Origin of the sequence: Pseudomonas sp. HLMP (assembly GCF_046365545.1) — a bacterium.
Taxonomy (GTDB): domain Bacteria; phylum Pseudomonadota; class Gammaproteobacteria; order Pseudomonadales; family Pseudomonadaceae; genus Aquipseudomonas; species Aquipseudomonas guariconensis_B.
On the sequence record NZ_JBDLLR010000001.1, the window covers coordinates 3762460 to 3781775 of the forward strand.

Consider the following 19316-nt stretch of genomic DNA (forward strand, 5'->3'; position numbering starts at 1 on the left):
CTCGCTGCAGGAAGCCCGCGGCACCGCCGACCAGTCTGCCGCCATCGCCAGCCAGACCAGCAGCGGCATGCAACAGCAGCAGCGGGAGATCGAGCAAGTAGCCACCGCCGCCAACGAGATGAGCGCCACCGCCCACGACGTCGCCCATAACGCGGCCCAGGCGGCCCAAGCCGCGCGCGGTGCCGACCAGGCCACGCGCGAGGGCCTGGAACTGGTCGCCGCCACCCGCCAGGCCATCGACCGGCTGGCGGACGACATGGACACGGCCATGGGCCAGGCCCGTTCGCTGGCAGGGCGTAGCGAGCAGATCGGCTCGGTGCTCGAGGTGATCCGGACCATCGCCGAGCAGACCAACCTGCTGGCGCTCAACGCCGCCATCGAGGCTGCCCGTGCAGGCGAAGCCGGCCGTGGCTTCGCCGTGGTCGCCGACGAAGTGCGCAGCCTGGCCCAACGTACCCAGGTCTCGGTGGAGGAGATCCGCCAGGTGATCGAAGGCCTGCAACAAGGTACCCATGACGTGGTCGGCGCCATGAACGAGAGCCAGCGCCAGGCTCAGGACAGCGCCACGCGAATGGAACAGGCCCTGCCCGCCCTGCAGCGTATCGGCGAGGCGGTGGCGGTGATCAGCGACATGAACCTGCAGATCGCTTCGGCCGCCGAGGAACAGAGCGCCGTGGCCGAGGAGGTCAACCGCAACGTGGCTGGCATCCGCGACGTGACCGAGTCGCTGTCTGGCCAGGCGGACGAGTCGGCACGGATCAGCCAGGCACTGAACCGCCTGGCCAACCAGCAACAGGCATTGATGGAACAGTTTCGCGTCTAGCCTGTAGCGGCCCATTCGCGGACAAGCCCGCTTCCACAGGCTCGGTACCGCTCTCAGGAACGGCGCGGTCTGCGTGGGAGCGGGCTTGCCCGCGAATGGACCAGTACAAGCACCCCGGCACCACCTGAATGAGCCCGATCATGGAAACACCGAGCAAAACCCCACTCTTCGACCTGAATAGCGAACAGGGCCTGCTACGCATGTCCATCGCCGTGACCCTGTTCATCGCCAGCATCGGCATCGCTTTCGGTCTGGCCTCGGGCTCGTTCTCGATCATTTTCGACGGCGTGTATTCGCTGGTCGACGCCAGCATGAGCGGCCTGTCCCTGGTGGTGGTCAGGTTGATCACCGCCCACGCCAGGGCCACGCAGCTCTCACGCAAGCTGCGCGAACGCTTCACCATGGGGTTCTGGCACCTGGAGCGGTCCTGGCACTCAATGGCATCCTGCTCACTGGCGTGGCCATCTATGCCTTGATCAACGCCGTCAGCAGCCTGCTCGAAGGCGGCCGTGACCTGGAATTCGGCGTGGCGCTGGTCTATGCGCTGGTCACCGTCGCCGCCTGCGTGGCCATCGCCATCGTCGGGGCCCGCGCCAACCGTGGGATCGGCTCTGACTTCGTGCGCATGGACGTCAAGGGCTGGGCGATGTCGGCCAGCATCACCGCCGCGCTACTGGTCGCCTTCTGTTTCGGCTATGCGGTGCAGGGCACGAAGTGGCAATGGCTCTCGCCGTACATCGACCCAGCCGTGCTGGCCCTGGTCTGCCTGGTCATCATCCCGCTGCCGATGTCGGTGGTGCGCTAGGCGCTGGCGGACATGTTCCTGGTGACCCCGAGCGACCTGAAGCAGCATGTCGACGAAGTCGCCCAGACCTTCGTCAGCCGGCACGGCCTGCAATCCTATCGTGCCTATGTCGCCAAGGTCGGACGCTCGCGGGAGATCGAACTGTACTTCATCGTACCGGCCACCCTGGCAGCCAGGACGATCGCCGAGTGGGACGCCCTGCGCGACGAGATCGGCGCGGCCATCGGCGGCGAAGGGCCGGATCGCTGGCTCACGGTGGTGTTCACCGGCGACCCGGAATGGGCCGAGTAGAACACCGGCAATCGCGAGCGGCTTGCGGGGAGCACGGGCCTCACCGTACAGGCCCATCCGTTCTTCGACAGGGAAAATATTTCAGTTGCCATTTTGGGGCTGCGTTGCAGCCCCCCCCCCCGAGAAAGATCAAATGGACCTGGAATCGGGGAACACAATACAGCAGCCATCACCCGCCGCATGAGCCCAAACCATTGATTTTTCTGAAGCAGAAATGAAATAGCCCACCATGATAGGTGGGCTATTTCATATATATGGTGGGTCGTGAAGGACTCGAACCTTCGACCAATTGGTTAAAAGCCAACTGCTCTACCAACTGAGCTAACGACCCGTTGGATGGCGCGTATAATACTGATTTCTAACGGGAAATCAACACCCCATCGCAACTTTTTTCAAAAATAGTTCGTCGGATCCTCGACACCGGCCGCCTTGAAGCCTTCGGCGCGCAGGCGGCAGCTGTCGCATTTGCCGCAAGCGCGGCCCTGATCGTCGGCCTGGTAGCAGGAAACCGTAAGACTGTAGTCCACGCCACGGGCGATACCGGCCTGGATGATCTGCGCCTTGCTCAAGTTCTGCAGCGGTGCCTGGATACGGAAGCCCTGCCCCTCGACCCCGGCCTTGGTCGCCAGGTTGGCCATGCGCTCGAAAGCCTCGACGAATTCCGGGCGGCAGTCCGGGTAACCGGAGTAGTCCACGGCGTTGACACCGATGAAAATGTCACGGGCCTCCAGCACCTCTGCCCAGCCCAGGGCCAGGGACAGGAACACCGTGTTGCGGGCCGGCACGTAGGTCACCGGGATGCCGTCGCCCGGCGCCTCGGGCACGTCGATGCTGCTGTCGGTCAGGGCCGAACCACCGATACCGTTGAGGTTCAGACCGATCACCTTGTGCTCGATCACGCCCAGGTCACGGGCGACCCGAGCCGCGGCGTCGAGTTCGGCGCGATGGCGCTGACCGTAGTCGAAACTCATGGTGTAGCAGCTGTAGCCTTCGGCCTTGGCCATGGCCACCACAGTGGCCGAGTCCAGGCCACCGGAAAGCAGGATTACCGCGCGTTTTTCTGTCATGTCTTTTTCTCCTGTCAGCGGCCCGGCTCGTCATTCCACAGCAGCTTGTGCAACTGCAACTGGAAGCGCACGGGCAGGTTGTCGGCGACGATCCAGTCGGCAAGCGCCGTGGCATCGACCTGGTGATGGCTGGGCGAGAACAGCACCTCGCCGGCCCGCTGGTCGAGGTTGTACTGGATCAGCTTCGATACCGCCCAGTCGTAGTCCTCGCGGGAACAGATGACGAACTTGACCTGGTCGTTGCGCGTCAGGTGCTCGATGTTCTCGTAGCGGTTGCGGTGCGCCTCCTCGGAGCCGGGCGTCTTGAGATCGACCACACGGCTCACGCGGCTATCGACCCGGGAGATGTCCAGGGCACCGCTGGTTTCCAGCGATACCTCGTAGCCGGCATCGCACAGCTGCTCGAGCAAGGGCAGCGCGTTGGGCTGGGCCAGCGGTTCGCCGCCGGTGACGCAGACGTAGCGTGGCCGGAAACCGGCCACCTGCTCGAGAATGGAGTCGAGGGTGCGAATGCTGCCGCCACTGAAGGCATAGGCACTGTCGCAGTACTGGCAGCGCAGGGGACAGCCGGTCAGGCGCACGAAAACGGTGGGCAGCCCAGCCGTTCGCGTTTCACCCTGCAAAGAGTAAAAGACTTCGGTGATGCGTAATGTGTCTTGCATGGTCGCCACGGGCGTGACAGCTGAACAGGCCATCCGCCTCCGTCAGGCACTGTCGCGGACTCGACATGGCGTTATCCGCGGCAGCGTGTTTACGTAAAAGGGCCAAGATTCTAACGAAAAAACCCGCGACGAGCGCGGGTTTCTTTCGAACGGCGATGCTCAGAGCTTCTGCAGGTCGCGCTGGGCCAGTTGCGCGGCGGAGGTGCCGGGGTACTGGGTGATGACCTGCTGGAGGATGCCCTTGACCTTGTCGGTGTGGCCGAGGCGACGTTCGACATCGGCCAGCTTGTACAGCGAGTCAGGCACCTTGCTGTGCTTGGGGTACAGCTGGCTGACCTTGGCGAAGGCCTGGCCGGCGCCTTGCAGGTCGCCTTTGGCCAGGTTCACCTCGCCGAGCCAGTACTGGGCGTTGCCGGCGTACTGGCTGTTGGGGTACTTGCGCAGGAAGGCGTTGAAGGCCTGGCTGGCCTTGTCGAAGTCCTTCTGCTTGATCAGGTCGAAAGCCGCGTCGTAGTAGAGCTTCTCTTTCGCCGGATCACCTGGTTCGCTGCTGGCGGCCGGTTGTTGGGCGGCGGCGCCAGCGGCAGCACCGGCGGCGGCACCCGGTGCGCCGCCAGTGGAGGAATTCTCGGGAGTCGCGGCAGGTGCGACACCACTGTTGATGCGACGGTCCAGATCCTGGTAGCGCTCCAGGTTCTCCTGCTTCATGCGGGCCACATCGTTCTGCAGCTCTTCGATGATGCCCTGCTGGCGGGAAATCTGGTCCTGCATCTGCTGCAGCTGCATGAACAGCTGGCCCTGTGCAGAGGCGGGAGTCGAAGCCCCCACCCCGGCATAGGCGCCGCTCGTGCCATAACCCGCAGGCGGATAGCCGCCCGCGTTGTCATCTACTACGGGAACCGCAGCCCATGCCGAAAGCGGCAGGCTGAGTGCGAGGACGGTTACAGCACGACGGCACATACGCATGGCAAATTACTTGCGCAGCTCTACGCGACGGTTCTGAGCCCAGGACTGCTCGTCGTGGCCGGTGGCAACCGGACGCTCTTCACCGTAGGAAACCAGTTCCAGCTGGGCAGGGGAAACGCCCTGCAGGACCAGGTAGCGCTGAACGGCCTTGGCACGACGCTCACCCAGAGCCATGTTGTACTCGCGGGTGCCGCGCTCGTCGGTGTTGCCTTCCAGGACAACGCGGTTGCCGTTGGCTTTCAGGTCCTTGGCGTGAACGTCCAGGGCGCGCATGGCTTCCGGCTTCAGGTCCGAGCTGTCGTATTCGAAGTAGAAGGTGGTGATTGCGCGCAGGGCGGCTTCTTCGCTCAGGCTGCCATCGACAGCACCGGTGTTGGCGCCGTAGCCAGCGTTCGGGTCGACAGCACCTTCGCCAGAATCGTCACCGCCCTTGGAGGAGCAACCTACAGCCACGGCCATGGCCAGGGCCAGCGCAGCGAATTTACCAAACTTCAGCATTTCCATCGTGAAACTCCTAATGAAACCCCAGTGTGTTAAGCAAAAATGTTACGCCGCAATCAGTTCAGGTAAGGGGACCAGGACGGTTCTCTGACTTCGCCTTGAGCGGTGGGAAGTGGGAGCCTCACGCGTCCATTGAGCGAGACGAGCATCAAGACTCCCCGGCCCTGCTGGCGGGTGGCGTAGATTAGCATGGTGCCGTTTGGCGCAACAGTGGGGGACTCGTCGAGACTGGTCTCGGACAGAATCTTTACACTTCCGCGCTGCAGGTCCTGGGCCGCCACCTTGAAGTTGGTGAAACCCTGCTGGCGATGGATCATCACCAGGGTCTTCTCGTCCGCCGAAAGTTTCGGGTTGGCGTTGTAGTTACCCACGAAGGTCACGCGCTCGGCACCACCGCCACTGACCGACGTCTTGTAGATCTGCGGCTTGCCGCCACGGTCGGAGGTGAAGTACAGGGTGTTGCCATCCTTGCCCCAGAACGGCTCGGTGTTGATGCCCGGGCCGGCGGTGACGCGGCTGATCTGGCGCGAGGCCACGTTCATCACGTAGATGTCCGGGTTGCCGTCCTTGGACAGCACGAACGCCAGGCGCGAACCGTCAGGCGACCAGGCCGGGGCACCATTGAGGCCCTCGAAGTTGGTGACCTGCTCGCGGCGGCCGGTGTCGATGTGCTGGATGAAGATGCGCGGCCGGCGCTGTTCGAACGACACGTAGGCGATGCGCTTGCCATCCGGGGCGAAACGCGGCGACAGGATCGGCTCGCGGGACTGCAGCAGGGTCACTGCACGGGCACCGTCGTAGTCCGAGCGCTGCAGGGTGTAGCGGGTGTTGTTGGTGGAGAAGCGCTCGGCGGTCACATACAGCATGCGGGTGGAGAACGCCCCCTTGATGCCGGTGAGCTTCTCGAACGACTGGTCGGCGATGTAGTGGGCCATGTCGCGCAACTGGTCGACACCGCCGGCGACGCTGCCGGTCAGCACTTGCTGCTCGGTGGCGACGTTGAACAGGGCGTACTGCACCTGCAGGCGGCCACCGGCCGGCACGATGTTGCCGACCATCACGTACTGGGCGCCCAGGGCCTTCCAGTCGCGGAAGATCACTTCGCTGGCCTGGGTCGGCTGGCTGATCATGTTCTGCCGTGGAATCGGCGCGTAGTAGCCAGAGTTGCGCAGGTCGTTGCCGATGATCTCGGCCATGTCTTCCGGTAGCACGCTACCGCCCTGCAGGCCGAACGGCACCACCGCGATAGGCGTTGCCCGGTCGCTGCCGCTGGTGACCAGGATGTTCTTTTCCTCTGCCACGGCCATGCCTGCCACGCAGCAGAGCATGACCAGCAGTCCTCGAAGGAGTTTAATCACAACGATAGATCCTCAGGTGTAAATGTCATCTTGAATGAACGATACGGATTGAACTCGTTCGGCTTCAAGCCCTGCATCTCGGTCAGTCGACCAATGTTCCTCACTGCCGCCACCGCCGAACTGTCGAACGGGCCGTCGCCGCTTGAGCGGGACACGCTGACGTTGGTGATGGTGCCATCCGGCAGCATGTTGATCTGCAGGACTACCGTCATGCCCCTGCGTGCGGATGGCGGACGCGCCCAACCTTCGGCCGCGCGCATGCGGATCAGGTCGTCGAAATCGCCGGCCACCTGGTCGCCCTGCTCGTCGGCCAGCGCCTGCTGCCGCTCGGTGGTGTCGGACAGAAGCTCGGCCAGGGCCTGTGCCTTCTTGTCCTCGGCCGCCTTGCGAGCCGCTTCCTGTGCCTTTTTCTTCTGGGCTTCTGCCGCGGCCTTCTTCTTGGCCTCTTCAGCTGCCTTTTTCTTCGCTTCCTCGGCCGCCGCTTTCTTCTTGGCGTCCTCGGCCGCTTTCTTCTTGGCTTCTTCGGCGGCCTTTTTCTTGGCCTCCTCGGCAGCCTTCTTCTTTTCTTCCTCGGCTTTCTTCTTGGCGATGTCGGCCTGCTGCTTCTCGGCGGCCTTCTTCGCCTCCTCGGCCTTCTTGGCTTCGGCGGCCTTCGCCGCTTCCTCGGCCTTCTTCGCCTCGGCGGCCTCACGGGCCTGCTCGGCCTTTTGAGCAGCCTCAGCTTTCTTTTGTTCCGCGGCCTTCACGGCCTCCTGCTCGACCTTCTTCTGCTCCAGCTGTTCGACTTCGGTCTGGCGCGAGGCGGTTTTCTTCGCCTCCCCGGCAATCTTCTGATTGGTCTGGGTGGTCGCCTGGCTCTTGGACTTGAGCTGGTAGAGCGTGGCCTGGACGATGGGCTTGGAGGGCGGCAGCTCAGGCGTCATGGCAAAGCTGACGAACAGCATGGCGAACACCAGCACATGCAGGCCGATGGCCCAGACACTGGGCCAGAAGTAGCTTTCCGAGGCGGATGGCTCTCGCTGTTGCATCAGGGCGCCTCGGTAATCAGGCCAACGTTTCCGACACCGGCCTTCTGCAACCCGCCCATGGCGCCCATGACAGCACCGTAGTCGACAGCCTTGTCGCCACGGATGAAGACCTGGGTCTGCTTGCCCTGGTCACGGCCGGCGGCAATGATCTTGGTCACGGCGTCGGTCATTTCCGGCAAGGTCATGGCCTTGTCCATCTGCTTGTCGGTATCGACTTCGCTGCCGAGGTTCCAGTAGTAGGTCTTGTCGGCCTTGATCGAAATGGTCAGGATCTGAACGTTGTTGTCCTGCGGCAAGGCTTCGCTGGAAACCTTGGGCAGGTCCACCTTCACGCCCTGGTTGAGCATGGGGGCGGTCACCATGAAGATGACCAGCAGCACCAGCATCACATCGATGTAGGGCACCACGTTCATCTCGGCGACCGGCTTGCGTTTGTGGCGAACTCGGGCCATGGGCTTCTACCTGATCACTCTTCGCTGGTGTGCACTTTGCGGTGCAGGATCGCCTGGAACTCGTCGGCGAACGTGTAGTAACGGCCGATCAGCACTTCACTGCGCGCGGAGAAGCGGTTGTAGGCGATGACCGCCGGGATCGCGGCGAACAGGCCGATCGCGGTGGCGATCAGGGCCTCGGCGATGCCCGGTGCGACGGTGGCGAGGGTGGCCTGTTGGGCACTGGCCAGGCCGCGGAAGGAGTTCATGATGCCCCAGACGGTACCGAACAGGCCGATGTACGGGCTGGTGGAGCCGACGGTGGCGAGGAACGGCAGGCTCTGCTCGAGCTTCTCTTCCTCACGGGAAATGGCCACGCGCATGGCACGGCCCACGCCTTCCATCACCGCATCCGGATCGACGCCAGGTTGCTGGCGCAGGCGCGAAAACTCCTTGAAGCCGGCCCGGAAGACCTGCTCGACGCCCGAATCCGGATCGGGGTTGCTGCCGGCCTGGCGGTACAGCTTGGACAGGTCGATACCCGACCAGAAGCGCTCCTCGAAGGTATCCAGCGCACGACGACCGGCGCGCAGCATGTTGCTGCGCTGGAAGATCATGATCCATGAGGTGACCGAGGCTGCCACCAGGGTCAGCATCACCAGCTGCACCACGATGCTGGCATTGCTGACCAGACTCCACATGGAGGTATGGTCGACGACGTTAGCTTCCACGCTTATTCTCCTGCGTTCGATTGAGTACCCGTGCCGTCCGCCAGGAAGGCGTCGCGCAGTTCTGGGGGTATGGCCCGGGGTTTGAAAGTGTCGGCGCGCACGGCGGCCACCAGGAACTGCCCTTCGCAGAGCAGCACTTCATCCTTTTCCCGCCAGACCTGCTGCACGAAGCGCAGGCTGGCGCGATTCAATTCAAGCACTTGCGCGGTCACCCGCAGCGTATCGTCCAGGCGTGCCGGCGCGTGGTAGCGCGCTTCGCTGGAATGGACCACGAACAACAGGTTCTGGCCGGCCAGTTCGGCCTGGGAGAAGCCCAGGTGGCGCAGCCGTTCGGTACGCGCTCGCTCCATGAATTTCAGGTAGTTGACGTAATACACCACGCCACCTGCGTCGGTGTCCTCGTAATAGACGCGACAGCGGTGTGCGAACGGTTCCAGGCCATTTTGCGCGCGCATACTCTAGTGCTTACTCCTCAGCTTGCCAATCCGCCCCGGCAACTGTTTTTTCATCGATAATGTCGTATTGCCAGCAGGCCAATGGCATGCCAGCGGTAGGACCACGAAAAACCCGATTCGATCTGTCATTCATCGCCCGGGTCGGAAAAATCTCCACCCTCGGCCAGGCGTCCGGGAATGTTCAGGCCGAAGTGCAGGTAGGCGTGCCGGGTGACCACACGGCCACGGGGTGTGCGCATGATGTAGCCCTGCTGGATCAAGTACGGCTCGAGCACGTCCTCGATGGTATGGCGCTCCTCGCTGATGGCTGCGGCCAGGCTGTCGACCCCCACCGGGCCGCCATCGAACTTCTCGATCATGGTCAGCAGCAGGCGCCGGTCGGAATGGTCGAAGCCGCGCTCGTCCACGTCCAGCAGGTTCAACGCCATGTCGGCCACTGCCTTGGTGATCTGCCCCTTGCCACGCACCTCGGCGTAATCGCGTACACGGCGCAGCAGGCGGTTGGCGATCCGCGGGGTACCGCGGGCGCGGCGGGCGATCTCGAAGGCGCCCTGCTCTTCGATCGGCAGGCCGAGGATGTTGCCGGAACGGCTGACGATGGTGGCCAGGTCGGCGTTGTTGTAGAACTCCAGGCGCTGGACGATGCCGAAGCGGTCGCGCAGCGGGTTGGTCAGCATGCCCGCCCGGGTGGTGGCGCCGACCAGGGTGAAAGGCGGCAGGTCGAGCTTGATCGAACGCGCCGCCGGCCCCTCGCCGATCATGATGTCCAGCTGGAAGTCCTCCATGGCTGGGTACAGCACCTCCTCGACCACCGGCGACAGGCGATGGATCTCGTCGATGAACAGCACGTCATGGGGTTCGAGGTTGGTCAGCAGGGCTGCCAGGTCGCCAGGGCGCTCGAGGATCGGCCCCGATGTGCTCTTGATCGACACGCCCATCTCTTGGGCGATGATGTTGGCCAGGGTGGTCTTGCCCAGCCCGGGCGGGCCGAAGATCAGGGTGTGGTCGAGGGACTCGCCACGGGCGCGGGCGGCCTGGATGAACAGCGCCATCTGCTCGCGCACCACCGGTTGGCCGATGTACTCCTCCAGGCGCAACGGACGGATCGCCCGATCCTGGACTTCCTCGCGGTCACGCCCGCTGGCGGCGATCAGTCGGTCGGCTTCGATCACTTGGCGATCATCCCTTTGAGGCTACGGCGGATCAGCTCTTCGCTGCTCAGGCTGGCCTTGCCTTCGATGGCCGAGACGGCCTTGCTCGCTTCCTGGGGCTTGTAGCCCAGGGAGATCAGCGCACTGACCGCATCGGCCTCGGCGTTGGAGAGACTGGACACCGGCAGCGGGCCGTCGGCGACCAGGGTGAACATGGCCGGCGAGGTTTCCCAGGCCTTGAAGCGGTCCTTGAGCTCGACCAGCAGACGCTCGGCGGTCTTCTTGCCGACACCAGGCACGCGCACCAGCGCCGAGGTGTCCTGGGCCTGGACGCAACGCACCAACTCATCGGCCTCCAGGCCCGACATCAGGGCCAGGGCCAGCTTGGGCCCCACGCCGTTGAGCCGGATCAGCTCACGGAACAGCTCGCGCTCGCGCTTTTCGAAGAAGCCATACAGCAGATGGGCATCCTCGCGCACCACCAGATGGGTATGCAGGGTCACCGTCTCGCCCACCTTGGGCAAGCGATACAGGGTCGTCATGGGGACTTCCAGCTCGTAGCCCAGGCCATTGACATCGACTATCAGGTGCGGCGGCTGCTTTTCCGCCAGGGTGCCGCGCAAACGTCCAATCACGTTCCGATCCTTCCTCTCGGGCGCCGGTCGGCGACCGGACAACCCTATCAGCAAATGCAACGGGTGAACGCTTCACCCGGACAAAATGTGTATCAGGGCATGAAGCCGCTACAGACGCAAGCGCCCGCCGCGTCGTCGCGCCGTGGCCAGGCCGTGGGGCACCAGGCTGGAACGGGTGTGGGCATGACACAGGGCGATGGCCAGGGCGTCGGAGGCATCGACCTGCGGCTTCTGGGTCAGCTTGAGCAAGTGCATGACCATCAGCATCACCTGCTCCTTGTTGGCACCGCCGGTGCCGGCCACTGCCTGCTTGACCTGGCTGGCGCTGTATTCGGCGATCTCCAGCCCCTCTTCCACCGCCGCGACGATGGCCGCGCCCCGGGCTTGACCGAGCTTGAGCGCCGAATCGGCGTTGCGCGCCATGAACACCCGCTCGATGCCCATGGTCACAGGACCATGCAGGCGAATGATCTCACGCACGCCACGAAACACGATCTGCAGCCGCTCCTGCAGCTCGCCGCCACCGGTGCGGATGCAGCCCGACGCCACGTACTCGCAGCCATGCCCGACCTGGCGCACCACGCCGTAGCCGGTAATGCGCGAGCCGGGGTCGATACCAAGAATCAAAGTCATAAGGCCTGCAATGCCGGGGAAATAGGGAAGCCAGGGCTTCGGGAATGGCCAGGGCCCGTCGCTGTCAGTGCTGAGCCTGTACGGGCAGGTCAGGCGGTGCTGGGTCTTGGGGCTGACCGGGACGCCAGGCCGCCGCGAAGGGTCAGCAAGAACGCCTGGCATCCACGCGGCTGGCCCGTGCCTTCCCGACCACCTTAGCCGAGTTTTTCCATGATCTCGTCGGAAATCTCGGCATTGGAGTGGACGTTCTGCACGTCATCCAGGTCTTCGAGCATATCGATCAGCCTGAGCACCTTCTCGGCGCCGTCCTGGTCCAGCTCGGCGGTGGTGCTCGGCTGCATCACGATCTCGGCGTCGGAGCTCTTGTAGCCGGCCTCTTCCAGTGCGCTGCGCACGGCGTAGAAGTCCTGGAACGAGGTGAAGACCTCGAACGAGCCGTCGTCATTGGCCACCACGTCCTCGGCGCCAGCCTCCAGGGCCGCCTCCATCAACGCGTCCTCCTCAAGGCCCAGTTCGGCGGCAAAGCTGATCTGCCCCTTGCGCTCGAACAGGTAGGCCACGGAGCCGTCGGTGCCCAGGTTGCCGCCACACTTGGTGAAGGCGTGGCGCACTGCCGCCGCGGTACGGTTGCGGTTGTCGGTCATGGCCTCGACCATGATCGCCACGCCGCCGGGGCCGTAACCTTCGTAGGTCAGTTCCTCGACATTGTCGTTCTCGGCGGTCCCGGCGCCGCGAGCGATGGCGCGATCGATGACGTCGCGGCTCATGTTGGCGCTCAGGGCCTTGTCCTGGGCCAGGCGCAGACGCGGGTTGGACGCCGGGTCAGGGCCGCCCTGCTTGGCGGCGACGGTCAGTTCGCGGATCCATTTGGTGAAGATCTTGCCTCTCTTGGCATCCTGGCGCCCCTTGCGGTGCTTGATGTTCGCCCATTTGGAATGACCAGCCATATCGACTCCGAATCCTTGAAACACAAACAGGTTCCGCCCCGGAGGGCGGAACACGAGAAATCCTGCGCAAAAGCGCAAGGGCACCCGTCGAGGGTGCCCGGGGTCCGCTTACTCGACCTTGGTCTGCTCGCGCAGGCGGATGTGCAGCTCGCGCAGGGCCTTGGCATCCACCATGCCAGGAGCCTGGGTCATGACGCAGGCAGCGCTCTGGGTTTTCGGGAAGGCGATCACTTCACGGATCGACTGGGCGCCGGTCATCAGCATGACCAGGCGGTCCAGGCCAAAGGCCAGGCCACCATGGGGCGGCGCACCGAATTTCAGGGCGTCGAGCAGGAAGCCGAACTTCTCCTGCTGCTCGTCGGCGTCGATGCCCAACAGACGGAAGACCGCCTGCTGCATTTCCTTGCGGTGGATACGGATAGAACCGCCACCCAGCTCGGTGCCGTTGAGCACCATGTCGTAGGCACGCGACAAGGCGGCGGCCGGGTTGGCCTCCAGCTCCTCGGGGGTGCACTTGGGCGCGGTGAACGGGTGGTGCAGGGCAGTGAAGCTGCCGTCGTCGTTCTCTTCGAACATCGGGAAGTCGACGACCCACAGCGGTGCCCATTCGCAGGTCAGCAGCTCGAAGTCGTGGCCCAGGCGGATACGCAGCGCACCCAGGGCCTCGCTGACGATCTTGGCCTTGTCGGCGCCGAAGAACACGATATCGCCATCGACCGCACCGACGCGATCGAGGATCACGTTCAGGTTGGCCTCGGGGATGTTCTTGACGATCGGCGACTGCAGGCCCTCGACGCCCTTGGCGCGCTCGTTGACCTTGATGTAGGCCAGGCCCTTGGCACCGTAGATACCGACGAACTTGGTGTATTCGTCGATGCGGCTGCGCGGCATGCTGGCACCGCCCGGCAGGCGCAGGGCGGTGACGCGGCACTTCGGATCGTTGGCCGGGCCGGCGAAGACCTTGAACTCGACGTCCTTGAGCTGGTCGGCGACGTCGACCAGTTCCAGCGGGATGCGCAGGTCAGGCTTGTCGGAGCCGTAGCGGCGCATGGCCTCCTCGAAGGTCATGTGCGGGAACTCGCCGAACTCCAGGTCCAGCACTTCCTTGAACAGCTTGCGGATCATGCCCTCGGTCAGGCCCATGATCTCGGCTTCGTCGAGGAAGCTGGTCTCGATGTCGATCTGGGTGAATTCCGGCTGGCGGTCGGCACGCAGGTCTTCGTCGCGGAAACACTTGGCGATCTGGTAGTAGCGGTCGAAGCCGGCGACCATCAGCAGCTGCTTGAACAGTTGCGGCGACTGCGGCAGGGCGAAGAAGCTGCCGGCGTGGGTACGGCTCGGCACCAGGTAGTCACGCGCGCCTTCCGGGGTGGCGCGGGTCAGGATCGGCGTCTCGACGTCGAGGAAGCCGTTGTCGTCCAGGTAGCGGCGGATGCTGCTGGTGATACGCGAACGCAGGCGCAGCTTGTCGGCCATTTCCGGGCGACGCAGGTCGATGAAGCGGTAGCGCAGGCGGGTTTCCTCGCCCACGTCGGAATATTCGTTGAGCGGGAAGGGAGGCGTCTCGGCCTCGTTGAGCACCTTCAGCTCGTAGCCCAGCACCTCGATGGCACCGGAGGCCATGTTCGGGTTGACCGCACCGGCCGGACGCAGGCGCACCTTGCCGGTGACCTGCACCACGTATTCGCTGCGCACGCGATCGGCAGCGGCGAAGGTCTCGGCGCGATCCGGGTCGAAGACGACCTGGGCCATGCCTTCGCGGTCACGGATATCGAGGAAGATCACCCCGCCGTGGTCGCGGCGACGATGGACCCAGCCGCAAAGGGTGACTTCCTGGCCGTCCAGGCGCTCGTTCAGTTGGCCGCAATAATGGCTGCGCATCATGATGGTGGTTTCGCTTCTCGTGATTCGTGTATTCGGTGGAGGTCTTGGCCGCCCAAGGGGCTAATACTGCAAGACCTGGTCACAGCAATTCAACTCAGTCGGCCTTGTCGCCGCCTGCCAGATTCTTTTTCGCCCCGGTCTTGAAGTCGGTCTCGTACCAGCCGGTGCCGCTCAGTCGAAAGCCTGGCACCGACAACAGTTTCTTCAGTGCCGGCGCCTGGCATGCCGGGCAATCGGTCAGCGGCGCGGCGCTGATCTTCTGCAACACCTCGAGCCGGTGATCGCAGGATGCACATTGATAGTCATACAGGGGCATGGGTGTCTCTCGTCAACCACAACAACGCTGGCTGCCGGGGCAGCAAAAAGCGGGATTATATATGGTTAACGAGAGCAGTGCAGCCCGCCCGCGATCAGCGCACACTGGGCGGATCGAGCAACCAGGCGACGCAGATGACGCGGACCAGCCCGCTGAAGTTCCTCGCCCCGCCGTGGCGCAGGTGGACCTCGCGATCCACGTACGACAACACGGCGCTGACCGTGCAGCGATTGGCCTCGGCGATACGCTCCAGGATCCGCCAGTAGACCGCCTCCAGGCGCAGGCAGGTGGCCAGGCCGTTGAGCCGTACGGAGCGAGAGACCGGCCGCACCTGCATCATGTCGAAATCAGCCCTGAATGGGTCCATACAGTGCTTGTCTGGCCATTTTCCTGGGCGAACGCTCCGCTTGCCGCTCTGTAACAGGTTCTCCACCGCATCACTCCATCGCCATGGGACATGGCCTTAATGAAGCGCCGGCAAGCCCTCGCAAAGCAGCGGCAAAACCTTCCCCGCGCACCATGAAAAAGCCCGGATCCAGCGACTGGATCCGGGCTTGCACAGCGTTCGGGGCCGGGAGGACGATCACTTGCCGTCGAGCAGCACCCGCAGCATCCATGCCGTTTTTTCATGCACCTGCATACGCTGGGTCAGCAGGTCGGCGGTCGGTTCGTCGCTGACCTTGTCCACCACCGGGAAGATACTGCGTGCCGTGCGCACCACTGCTTCCTGCCCCTGGACCAGCTGGCGGATCATCTCTTCTGCCGGCGGCACACCCTCCTCCTCTTCGATCGAGGAGTGGCGTGCGTAGAACGCATAGGAGCCCGGCGCCGGGAAACCCAACGCCCGGATGCGCTCGGCGATCGAGTCGACGGCCAGGGCCAGTTCGTTGTACTGCTCCTCGAACATCAGGTGCAGGGTACGAAACGAAGGGCCAGTGACGTTCCAATGGAAGTTATGGGTTTTCAGATACAGCACGTAGGTATCCGACAACAGGCGGGAAAGCCCTTCGACGATGGACTTGCGATCTTCTTCACTGATACCGATATCGATTGCCATGACGCTCCCCTTTCCATAAGGCTTGATCATCAAGCGGGCACGAAACACTGTATCAGACTCGTCCGATCCTGCATGTGACCCAAGGCAACACATCGCCCGGTAGTTTGAGAAGCCACTGTCTTTGCGGTTAAATAGCAGGGTGCCACCCGTGCGGACTGTCATTGCCGGGTGCATAGGCTGGCCAGCCGCGTGATCGCGCCCTATACCTCATGCGCACCGCGCGGCCAGCTCTTCCTGTGATCGGCCTTATCAACGTGAGCCAACCCAAATGTTCAAGATCGTCCACCTGGTGACGGGCGTTGCGGCTTTGCTGCTATCGCTCATACCCAGCCTGAAAACCGATGCGACACCCTTCCTGCAGCAACCCGAAGCCGTCTACCTGGCCTTGCTCGGCCTGCTCAACCTGCTCCTGGCGCCCGTGCTGCCGCTCTACTACAAAGGCGCTCGCCAGCAACTGCAATACGCGGCCTGCGCCCTGCTGGTAGTGGCGGTGATCCTGCAGACCGTCACGCTCCTGGCGCGCCCGGAACTGGGCGACATCCCCGCCCTGCTCTGCGCCACGCTGGCCGTGGCCCTGCACCTGGGCGCGGGCTTTGCCCGCAGCACCCGGAAGGCCCGCGCAAGCCAGGGCACCGTGCAAGAGGGCGGCCGGCGCGATACCGGCACCGTCAAGTGGTTCAACACCTCCAAGGGCTTCGGCTTCATCTCCCGTGACAGCGGCGACGATATCTTCGTGCACTTTCGCGCCATCCGCGGCGAAGGGCATCGCGTGCTCGTCGAAGGCCAGCGCGTGGAGTTCTCGGTGATGCACCGGGACAAGGGCCTGCAGGCCGAAGACGTGGTCGCGGTCTCCCGCCGCTGATCCCTCGCGGCCCTGGCGCAGCGGCCTCCCGCCGCACCAGGGCCGACGCCTCCTCAATAATGCGGCGGCGGTGGTTCCTCGCCTTCCTCACCGACCTGTCCGACCATCTCCTCGTAACGCTCGATCAGTTCGGTCATCTGCAATTGCAGGCGCTCGATCACCCGGCCCTGCTCGACCAGCACATCGTTGAGCGCCTGGATGGTGTCGTCCTGGAACGCCTGGCGGCTTTCCAGCTCGATGATTCGCGACTCCAGTGACATAACCTCATACCTCCTTGAAGTCATCGCTCAAGACCGCCCGCAAACGCTGGCGTACCGCCTCGACCTGTTCGTCGGTGTAGGCCACGGCCGGCTGCCGCCCCCAGACCGGAGCCGGCCAGGCAGCATCGTCGCGACGGCGCACGATCACATGCACGTGCAACTGGCTGACCACATTGCCCAGGGTCGCCACGTTCATCTTGTCGGCGGCGAAGCTGTCCTTGAGCGTCTCGGCCAGGTAGGTGGTTTCCTTCCAGAGCTGGCGCTGGTCGGCCTCGTCCAGCTGGAACAGCTCACTGACATCGGCACGCCGTGGCACCAGGATGAACCAGGGATAGTTGGCATCCTTGCTGAGCAGCAGGCGGCACAATGGAAAATCCCCCAATACCAGGGAATCCTGCTGCAGACGTGAATCCATGACGAACACGACGAACCTCCTCGAGACCAACAGCCCAGCGAATGCGGGCAACATGGCTAAAGGATACCCTGCTTCGCCCAGGCAAGCATGCAATCGCCTCACATGCCCAGGCGCGGTAACACAGCGCTACTTTTCGCACCAAAATGAGGCCTTGGCGTGAAACAAGCCACATTTCTCCCCACTTGGACCACTCAGGATGAACAGTCGCCGGTAACACATTGACTTTCATGGCAGCTCTTTCGCATCACACCTTGCTCGATCCTGGCACACCATCAGACAGCCATTCCCCCGTGTTTGCGGCGGTTTTCCGACCAATCGCCAGGCAAATGTGAAAATTTCATGAATCGGCGGCAATTTTGAGCACGCTTGTTGCATTCCTTTCCGACCAAGTCGGCACGCCACCTGCACGGCAGATGGACGCGACAAATAACAACAGCGATATGGACACCCCAGGGAGTTTCACCAACCGACCGATGTTTACACATTTGTTACGGCTGCGAGAAACAGCGCTGGCGTTGTGCGTCCCAAGAAAAAAGGGACGTGATTTGCGACATGGAAAACACTAATTGCGACAGGGGAAAAAAGTTAGCGAAAGATTGTTTTCCCCATATCGCCAAGAACAGTCAGCGTGATATACATTTTCGCCGACATAACAAGAAAGAGCTGCCCCTATAACTAAAAAACCAGGGTGCAGCGGTACTCTTCCTAAAAACCAAAGGAGCAAATCACGATGCGCGTGATGAAGTGGAGCATGATCGCCCTGGCCGTTGCGGCAGGGACCTCGCAGTTGGCCGTGGCCTCTTCGCAGGATGAATCCAAGGGTTTCATTGAAGACAGCAAGCTGAACGTCAAGACCCGTATGCTGTATTTCAGCCGTGACTTCCGTAACAACCCCAGCGGCACCCAGAGCCGCGTGGAAGAAACCGGCCTTGGCTTCCTCGGCACCTTCGAGTCCGGCTTCACCCAAGGCACCATCGGCGTCGGTGTCGATGCCATCGGCATGCTCGGCCTGAAACTCGACAGCGGCAAGGGCCGCGCCGGTACCGGCCTGTTCCCGGAGGGCTCCGATGGACGCTCCCAGGATGACTACTCCGAAGGCGGTGCTGCGGTCAAGTTCCGTATCTCCGATACCGTCCTGAAAGTCGGCAACCAGTTCACCGAACTTCCGGTCTTTGCAACCGACGACAGCCGCTTGCTGCCAGAGGTTGCCGAAGGCGCATTGATCACCTCAAACGAGATCTCGGGCCTGACGCTGCATGCTGGCCGTTTCACTGGCATGAACGCCCAGGAGCAAACCCATCATGACAGCCTGCACCTGAAGGAGGCCAAGGTATTCGGTGGTACCTACGCCTTCAGCGACAACCTGAGCACCAGCCTGTACTACTCCAAGGTCGAGGACTACTGGCGCAAGTACTACGCCAACATCAACTGGGCATTGCCGATCGCCGACAACCAAGGCCTGACGTTCGACTTCAACATCTATGACACCAAGAGCGATGGCGCTGGCTTGCAGCGTGCCGCCAAGGATGACGAAACCAAACTCGACAACCGCGCGTTCAGCCTGTCCGGCGCCTACAACATCGGCGCTCATACCTTCACCCTGGCCTTCCAGCGCGTGACTGGTGACGGTGACTACGGCTACGGCGTCGACGGTGGCGGTACCGTGTTCCTGGCCAACTCCATCGCCCGCTCCGACTTCAACGCTGAAGACGAGAAGTCCTGGCAGGCCCGCTACGACCTGAACTTCGCCGAATACGGCATTCCAGGCCTGAGCTTCATGACCCGCTATGCCCGTGGTACCGGCGCCAACACCGCCACCACCAACAACGGCAAAGAGTGGGAGCGCGACATCGACATCAAGTACGTCCTGCAGGAAGGCCCGGCCAAAGACCTGAGCTTCCGTATCCGCCAGGCCACCTACCGCTCCAGCGATGGCGTCTACTACGGCTCCCCATCCCTGGACGAGCTGCGCCTGATCGTCGAGTACCCGCTGAGCATCCTGTAAGCCTGGCTTGCAGTGCCCTGCACTTGAAGAAGC

Annotated in this window: 22 protein-coding genes, 1 tRNA gene and 1 pseudogene; 4 read left to right on the forward strand and 20 right to left on the reverse strand. The window is 63.2% G+C overall.

The features are described 5' to 3' along the window. Positions 1 to 67 precede the first annotated feature (67 nt). Both ABFA30_RS17270 and ABFA30_RS17275 read left to right on the forward strand, forming a co-directional pair. A complete protein-coding gene (locus tag ABFA30_RS17270; RefSeq protein ID WP_410046050.1) occupies positions 68 to 823 on the forward strand; it encodes a methyl-accepting chemotaxis protein in 756 nt (251 codons plus the stop codon). Between the two features lie 140 nt (positions 824 to 963). Then, a pseudogene (locus ABFA30_RS17275) lies at positions 964 to 1919 on the forward strand (cation diffusion facilitator family transporter). Between the two features lie 255 nt (positions 1920 to 2174). Here ABFA30_RS17275 and ABFA30_RS17280 read toward each other — a convergent pair. The 18 genes from ABFA30_RS17280 to ABFA30_RS17365 form a co-directional block, all read right to left on the reverse strand. After that, positions 2175 to 2250: transfer RNA gene (locus ABFA30_RS17280), tRNA-Lys, on the reverse strand. A gap of 61 nt (positions 2251 to 2311) precedes the next feature. Further along, entirely contained in the window at positions 2312 to 2986 is a 675-nt protein-coding gene (queC, locus tag ABFA30_RS17285) for a 7-cyano-7-deazaguanine synthase QueC (protein ID WP_253090637.1), read from the reverse strand. 14 nt (positions 2987 to 3000) lie between these two features. Next, on the reverse strand, positions 3001 to 3648 hold the full coding sequence (gene queE / locus ABFA30_RS17290) for a 7-carboxy-7-deazaguanine synthase QueE (RefSeq protein ID WP_410045717.1): 648 nt from the start codon (positions 3646 to 3648) through the stop codon (positions 3001 to 3003). A gap of 159 nt (positions 3649 to 3807) precedes the next feature. Beyond that, positions 3808 to 4614 (reverse strand): tol-pal system protein YbgF, encoded by an 807-nt coding sequence (gene ybgF / locus ABFA30_RS17295; protein ID WP_225787400.1) that lies wholly within the window; start codon positions 4612 to 4614, stop codon positions 3808 to 3810. A 6-nt stretch (positions 4615 to 4620) separates the two neighbouring features. Continuing rightward, complete coding sequence (pal, locus tag ABFA30_RS17300; RefSeq protein WP_225787399.1) at positions 4621 to 5118, reverse strand: peptidoglycan-associated lipoprotein Pal; 498 nt, start codon at positions 5116 to 5118, stop codon at positions 4621 to 4623. 53 nt (positions 5119 to 5171) lie between these two features. After that, positions 5172 to 6443, reverse strand: a complete 1272-nt coding sequence (gene tolB / locus ABFA30_RS17305; RefSeq protein WP_225787470.1) for a Tol-Pal system beta propeller repeat protein TolB — start codon at positions 6441 to 6443, stop codon at positions 5172 to 5174. Between the two features lie 26 nt (positions 6444 to 6469). Then, positions 6470 to 7501, reverse strand: a complete 1032-nt coding sequence (gene tolA / locus ABFA30_RS17310) for a cell envelope integrity protein TolA (protein ID WP_225787398.1) — start codon at positions 7499 to 7501, stop codon at positions 6470 to 6472. Beyond that, the gene (gene tolR / locus ABFA30_RS17315) at positions 7501 to 7953 is read right to left on the reverse strand and encodes a protein TolR (protein ID WP_084854486.1); all 453 of its coding nucleotides are present in this window, start codon (positions 7951 to 7953) and stop codon (positions 7501 to 7503) included. Before tolR ends, tolA begins: the two co-directional genes overlap by 1 nt. Before the next feature lie 14 nt (positions 7954 to 7967). Then, on the reverse strand, positions 7968 to 8663 hold the full coding sequence (gene tolQ / locus ABFA30_RS17320; protein WP_225787397.1) for a protein TolQ: 696 nt from the start codon (positions 8661 to 8663) through the stop codon (positions 7968 to 7970). Positions 8664 to 8665: 2 nt separating this feature from the next. Continuing rightward, complete coding sequence (gene ybgC / locus ABFA30_RS17325) at positions 8666 to 9118, reverse strand: tol-pal system-associated acyl-CoA thioesterase (protein WP_225787396.1); 453 nt, start codon at positions 9116 to 9118, stop codon at positions 8666 to 8668. A gap of 125 nt (positions 9119 to 9243) precedes the next feature. Then, on the reverse strand, positions 9244 to 10290 hold the full coding sequence (gene ruvB / locus ABFA30_RS17330; protein WP_225787395.1) for a Holliday junction branch migration DNA helicase RuvB: 1047 nt from the start codon (positions 10288 to 10290) through the stop codon (positions 9244 to 9246). Continuing rightward, positions 10287 to 10904 (reverse strand): Holliday junction branch migration protein RuvA, encoded by a 618-nt coding sequence (gene ruvA / locus ABFA30_RS17335; protein ID WP_225787394.1) that lies wholly within the window; start codon positions 10902 to 10904, stop codon positions 10287 to 10289. Before ruvA ends, ruvB begins: the two co-directional genes overlap by 4 nt. A 108-nt stretch (positions 10905 to 11012) precedes the next feature. Continuing rightward, positions 11013 to 11537: a crossover junction endodeoxyribonuclease RuvC gene (ruvC, locus tag ABFA30_RS17340; RefSeq protein WP_225787393.1), complete on the reverse strand. Its 525-nt coding sequence runs from the start codon at positions 11535 to 11537 to the stop codon at positions 11013 to 11015. A gap of 194 nt (positions 11538 to 11731) precedes the next feature. Further along, the gene (locus ABFA30_RS17345) at positions 11732 to 12484 is read right to left on the reverse strand and encodes a YebC/PmpR family DNA-binding transcriptional regulator (RefSeq protein WP_253090635.1); all 753 of its coding nucleotides are present in this window, start codon (positions 12482 to 12484) and stop codon (positions 11732 to 11734) included. Between the two features lie 108 nt (positions 12485 to 12592). Further along, positions 12593 to 14368 carry an aspartate--tRNA ligase gene (aspS, locus tag ABFA30_RS17350; RefSeq protein WP_225787391.1) on the reverse strand — a complete coding sequence of 592 codons (1776 nt, stop codon included), beginning with the start codon at positions 14366 to 14368 and terminating at the stop codon, positions 12593 to 12595. Positions 14369 to 14462: 94 nt separating this feature from the next. Then, on the reverse strand, positions 14463 to 14684 hold the full coding sequence (locus ABFA30_RS17355; RefSeq protein WP_225787390.1) for an FmdB family zinc ribbon protein: 222 nt from the start codon (positions 14682 to 14684) through the stop codon (positions 14463 to 14465). Positions 14685 to 14778: 94 nt separating this feature from the next. Next, positions 14779 to 15051, reverse strand: coding sequence for a ribbon-helix-helix domain-containing protein (locus ABFA30_RS17360; RefSeq protein WP_225787389.1), 273 nt, complete (start codon positions 15049 to 15051; stop codon positions 14779 to 14781). Between the two features lie 216 nt (positions 15052 to 15267). Then, the gene (locus ABFA30_RS17365) at positions 15268 to 15741 is read right to left on the reverse strand and encodes a Dps family protein (RefSeq protein WP_225787388.1); all 474 of its coding nucleotides are present in this window, start codon (positions 15739 to 15741) and stop codon (positions 15268 to 15270) included. A 268-nt stretch (positions 15742 to 16009) separates the two neighbouring features. Between ABFA30_RS17365 and ABFA30_RS17370 the strand changes: the two genes are divergently transcribed. Further along, entirely contained in the window at positions 16010 to 16603 is a 594-nt protein-coding gene (locus ABFA30_RS17370) for a cold shock domain-containing protein (RefSeq protein ID WP_317235040.1), read from the forward strand. A gap of 53 nt (positions 16604 to 16656) precedes the next feature. Here the strand turns inward: ABFA30_RS17370 and ABFA30_RS17375 are convergent, their stop codons facing one another. Both ABFA30_RS17375 and ABFA30_RS17380 read right to left on the reverse strand, forming a co-directional pair. Further along, complete coding sequence (locus ABFA30_RS17375) at positions 16657 to 16863, reverse strand: SlyX family protein (protein WP_225787387.1); 207 nt, start codon at positions 16861 to 16863, stop codon at positions 16657 to 16659. A 4-nt stretch (positions 16864 to 16867) separates the two neighbouring features. Beyond that, positions 16868 to 17287, reverse strand: a complete 420-nt coding sequence (locus ABFA30_RS17380; RefSeq protein WP_253102858.1) for an HIT family protein — start codon at positions 17285 to 17287, stop codon at positions 16868 to 16870. Positions 17288 to 18008: 721 nt separating this feature from the next. Here ABFA30_RS17380 and ABFA30_RS17385 point away from each other — a divergent pair. Then, the gene (locus ABFA30_RS17385; RefSeq protein ID WP_225787385.1) at positions 18009 to 19283 is read left to right on the forward strand and encodes an OprD family porin; all 1275 of its coding nucleotides are present in this window, start codon (positions 18009 to 18011) and stop codon (positions 19281 to 19283) included. Positions 19284 to 19316: the final 33 nt, after the last annotated feature.